The sequence below is a fragment of the Brevundimonas diminuta ATCC 11568 genome, assembly GCF_000204035.1.
Lineage (GTDB): Bacteria > Pseudomonadota > Alphaproteobacteria > Caulobacterales > Caulobacteraceae > Brevundimonas > Brevundimonas diminuta.
On record NZ_GL883086.1, the window covers coordinates 943,104 to 947,197 of the forward strand.

Here is a 4,094-nt window from a genome sequence, read left to right on the forward strand (position 1 = left end):
GCGCATGGCCTCGAGCCGGCGAACGTGCGTCTCGGCGAAATCCGCGTCGCGGACGCGTCGTGACGGAGATGAAGGTCGACGCTGTAGCGGCCTCCGTTCGCCGCCGCGATCTCGGCGACGGTGCGGTCGGCGGCGCGGGCGCCCGTGGGCGTCGCTCGGATGCGCACGACCGCGCCCGTCGGAAGCGTTTCCGTCGCCTCGCCGCGTCCGATGTCGACATAGTGGACGCGGCCGTCGGCGGCGTCGACGATCAGGTAGTGACGATCGTTGAGTTCGTCGGACAGGCCGCGCTCGATCACCCGTCCGACGATCGGCTGCATCGAGGACGGATCGGCGATCACCGCGTCCAGACCCGGACGTTCGACGCCATGGGCTGTGAAGGCGCGCTGCATCGTGCGGATGATGTCGCCGCGTTCGCCCATACGCCGCAAGGTCTCCTCGCAGTCCGGCGCAAGCGCCCAGCGCCCTGCCCCCAGCTCGCGCGCCAGGCCGAGACGGCCGAGCGTCTGCAACCGGCCAGCCCGCAAGGTCTGCTGGAACGGATCGCGCTCGAACGCCACGACGACGCCCCCGGCGTCGAGGTCGCGAAGGAGCCGCCGGTCGAGGCTCGTTAGCCGCTCCTGCGACACCTCCGCACCGAGCCTGTCTGTGATCTCGATGTCGCTGCGCGGACCCAAGTCGAGCGAGACGAGTTCGGCGGCGCGCTCGCGCATCCCGTGCGAGAGATAGTCGCGGGCGATGACGAGGTCCTTCCCGTGATCGTCCTTTCCGCGCACGATGATGTGGGTGTGCGGATGGGCGGTGTTGAAGTGATCGACCGCGACCCAATCGAGCTTCGTCCCGAGATCCTTTTCGACCTGCTCCATCAGGCGGCGCGTCAGGGATTTGAGATCGTCGTAGGATGCGCCGTCCTCGGGCGAGACGATGAAGCGCATGTGGTGCCGGTCGCCGTCCTGACGATCGAGAAAGGCCCGGCGGTCGGCACTGTCCGCATCCGCCGAATAGAGCCGGCCCGGTCCCCCGTCGCGCGTCGTTCCGTCACGCTCGACGTAGCGTAGGTGCGCGCGCGCCGGAGCGAATCCCTTGGGACCGTCGAGGCGCACGATGCGCGACTTGATGATCACCCGGCGCTGACGCAGCGCCGAGAAGCGGTCGCGTGAGGCGAGGACGCGGCCAACGCCTGCGCCGCGTCCGATCCGCGCCCCAGAGAAACCCCGCCTGCCCCATCCAGACGCTGCACCGCCGCGCGCCAGATTCGCCGCCTTCACGACGCGGCCGACATAGCTGCGACCGCGCGCCTTCCCGAGCGAACGGATGCGGCCTAGGCGCGGCTCAAGATCGTCCTCGTCGGACACAGCGTTAAACTCCGGCTAAGTCGAACACTCCCTATCGCCCCCGCCGGGCAAAACCGAAACGACACCTACATGCGTTCGAACGCACGGAAGCGTTTGACCCAGGCGAAATTTGCATCGCCGACTAGGCGCTCACGAAATGAGACCTTCACGCTCAAGCACCTGGCGGACATCCTCGAAGGCGGCCGAGATGCGGCCTTTAGGGTATCGAATCTGGCCCAATCCCTGAATGTTGGAGAATTCCTCGCATCCCTCCTCCAACATGACGATGCCGCGGGTGAATCCGAGACGTCCCTGGAACAGACCGACTTCATGGATGACATTCATCCTCGCCTGCATCGTGCCCTCAGCGGTTTCATCTTCAGCGGTCATGATGATGAAGGCGAAGGCGGCGGCGTCGAGCATTTCGGCGAGCCGGGCGATGTTTGTCACGCCAGCCACGGGCACCCGGTTAAACTCATCCGCAGGCAGATGAAGGCGGTCTTGGATGAAGTCTTTCAGCTCCCGCCATTGGGGCGAACGGCCGTGGCCGAGGAAGATGTTCGTTCCCACCCGGTCCACGCGGCGTGTCTTCCGAGCGTTCCGTTCCATGTGGGAGGCAGCCTGCCGCACGATTTCGGCGGCCTCCCGGCCGGCACGGAACACGGTGGCGATGGCCGTGATCTCTCCGAGCAACGCGATATGCGCCGGCGTCAATACGCCGCCAGCGGCGGCCTCGGAGTCTCGCGTCATATACTGACCGCTCGGCTGCCAGGCTTGAGCGGCTTCATGCGCTGAAAAGACCTTCACCTTTTCGAGGTCGGTCTTGAGCTTGGCGAGATAGGTGTCATCGCGTTCGGAAAGCGCGCTGGAAAGGATGGATATGGCCTGGCTTTTGAGCCGTTCGAAATCTCGCTCGATGATGCTGGCGCGATCGGGCAGTTCACCGAGCGAGTCATATCCGGCTTGCCCGAATATGTACCGACGGACAGCGTCGCGACCATACTGCACCCATCGGCCTGTCGTTCCGCTCAAGCCGCTCCCGCGTACTCCCCACTCGCTGTCGAAGCGTGCTCCGGGCTCAGCCTCAAAGCCTTCCTGGTACGTTCGAGCGTGATAGCCAATCCACGATCCGGAAAAGACTTCATGCACAGCGTTGCACGCGTCGCCGATCGCCTGGATCGATTTCCTTACCTCCGGCTCGTCGCTGACCGCCGCGATCTTCTCCAAAGCATCAACGACGGCAAACAGTTCTTCGACTTCAGACAATGAAAATCCCCCAACACGTCGCAGCCATCCCTACTCACGGCGGAGCTTAGATCAACACCGCCATGAGCTCACCCCGCGCTTAAGAGCCATGGCGCCGTCGGAAACCCAGCAGTTGCGGGCTTGTGGCGCCCTATGGCGCCATCGCGCCGAACATGGCGCCATTTCTCTTCTGAAAAAACGATGTGCAGACAATCACTTGCAGCGCCATCCCGAAGAGATGGCGCTGTTGCTTTATCTTGCCATAGCCTCCCCTTCCTCCTGCGCCCTCCCCAGCAGCCCGCACGGCTCCTTCCCCGTCCGCGGCACCAAGGGAAGCAACGCCGAAGCGCCGCCTCTCCGCTGGATCAGCCTCGCGCTTGTCTCAACCGCGCCTTGATGACCTCGATCTTCCAGTCGAGCGATACCCTCATCAGCATGAGAAGATAGAGATCGTCATTGATGGCGCTTCGGCGCCGAGCGCTGCGCGTCGTCCCGAACTCGGCTTCGAGCGCCATCGCATCGGCCTCCATTTCGGCCCGGCCCTTCAGGAGCCGGGCGAGTTCGCGCCGGTCTTCGGCGCGGTCGCAGGGGCTCATCACCCCTGCTCCAGAAGCTCGAGCGACGCCGTTTCGAGCATCGCCCGCTGGGCTTCAGCGGCTTCCAGTTCGGCCGCGATCTGACGCAGTTCGCGCGGATCAAGGACGCCCCGAAGCTCGGCGCGCAGTTCTTCGATATGCTGTTCCAAGGTCATTTGAACCTCCTGTCGAGTGAAAGACAGGGGTCGTTTCCGGCGCGGGGCGGGCCGGGTCAGGGACCGCGAAGCGGCCGCGCAGCGGCGATGGGGGAAACGATTTTTCCCGGCGCGCCCGGCGTTCGATCGGGAAGGCTGACGTCTGTCCGCCGGGAAAAATGGTGGGGCCCCGTCGTCCTTGAGGCGGTCCGCCCCGCGCCGGATGATGGGCGAGTCTGAGCGGACATCCCCCTCGCCTCACGGACGCTCGTCCAGCGGTCGCCGCACCGCGAACAGACTGTCGGACGCCATCCTGTCCGGCGGGGCGGAGGTCGACGCCGCCGGTCGGGTGAGCGCGAAGAACAGGCTCTCGCCGGACAGGATGGCGGGCGGCATCTCGGGCGTCGCAGGCCCGCGGGCGAGCTGGGCGATATAGGCGCGCGTCTCGCCGGGAAGCGGCCGCCCGGTCGCCAGATGCTCGACGTAGCGGCCAGGACCGGCGTTGTAGGCGGCGAACAGGCCGGGATAGCCGAAGCGGTCATGCATCAGCTTCAGATAGGCCGTCCCCGCCATGATGTTGTCGCGCGGATGGTGCGGATCGGACCCGAGTCCGTACCGCCGCCGTATCGCGGCGTAGGTGCCGGGCATCACCTGCATCAGGCCCATCGCGCCTGCGCGCGAGACGATCGGACGCCCGTCGAGATGGGTCCGGCCGCCGCTTTCGGCGCGCATCACGGCGGCGATCCACGCCTCGGGCACGCCGAACCGGCGCGATGCTTCGCGGA

Annotated in this window: 5 protein-coding genes; all 5 read right to left on the reverse strand. The window is 65.9% G+C overall.

The features are described from left to right. A partial coding sequence (locus BDIM_RS08435; protein ID WP_050796677.1) for a relaxase/mobilization nuclease domain-containing protein occupies window positions 1-1,355 on the reverse strand: 1,355 nt, incomplete at its 3' end. A gap of 129 nt (window positions 1,356-1,484) precedes the next feature. Then, window positions 1,485-2,600 (reverse strand): TIR domain-containing protein, encoded by a 1,116-nt coding sequence (locus tag BDIM_RS08440; protein WP_003165154.1) that lies wholly within the window; start codon window positions 2,598-2,600, stop codon window positions 1,485-1,487. 344 nt (window positions 2,601-2,944) lie between these two features. Beyond that, the gene (locus BDIM_RS08445; protein WP_003168653.1) at window positions 2,945-3,175 is read right to left on the reverse strand and encodes a hypothetical protein; all 231 of its coding nucleotides are present in this window, start codon (window positions 3,173-3,175) and stop codon (window positions 2,945-2,947) included. Further along, window positions 3,175-3,330 (reverse strand): hypothetical protein, encoded by a 156-nt coding sequence (locus BDIM_RS17935; RefSeq protein WP_003168654.1) that lies wholly within the window; start codon window positions 3,328-3,330, stop codon window positions 3,175-3,177. Before BDIM_RS17935 ends, BDIM_RS08445 begins: the two co-directional genes overlap by 1 nt. Window positions 3,331-3,567: 237 nt before the next feature. Next, on the reverse strand, window positions 3,568-4,094 hold a 527-nt coding region (locus tag BDIM_RS08450), incomplete at its 5' end, for a lytic transglycosylase domain-containing protein (RefSeq protein ID WP_081461878.1).

Bases quoted from the DNA above. Each gene is read 5' to 3' on its own strand.
- BDIM_RS17935 (WP_003168654.1), bottom strand. From the start codon at position 3,330: ATGACCTTGGAACAGCATATCGAAGAACTGCGCGCCGAGCTTCGGGGC.
- BDIM_RS08445 (WP_003168653.1), bottom strand. From the start codon at position 3,175: ATGAGCCCCTGCGACCGCGCCGAAGACCGGCGCGAACTCGCCCGGCTC.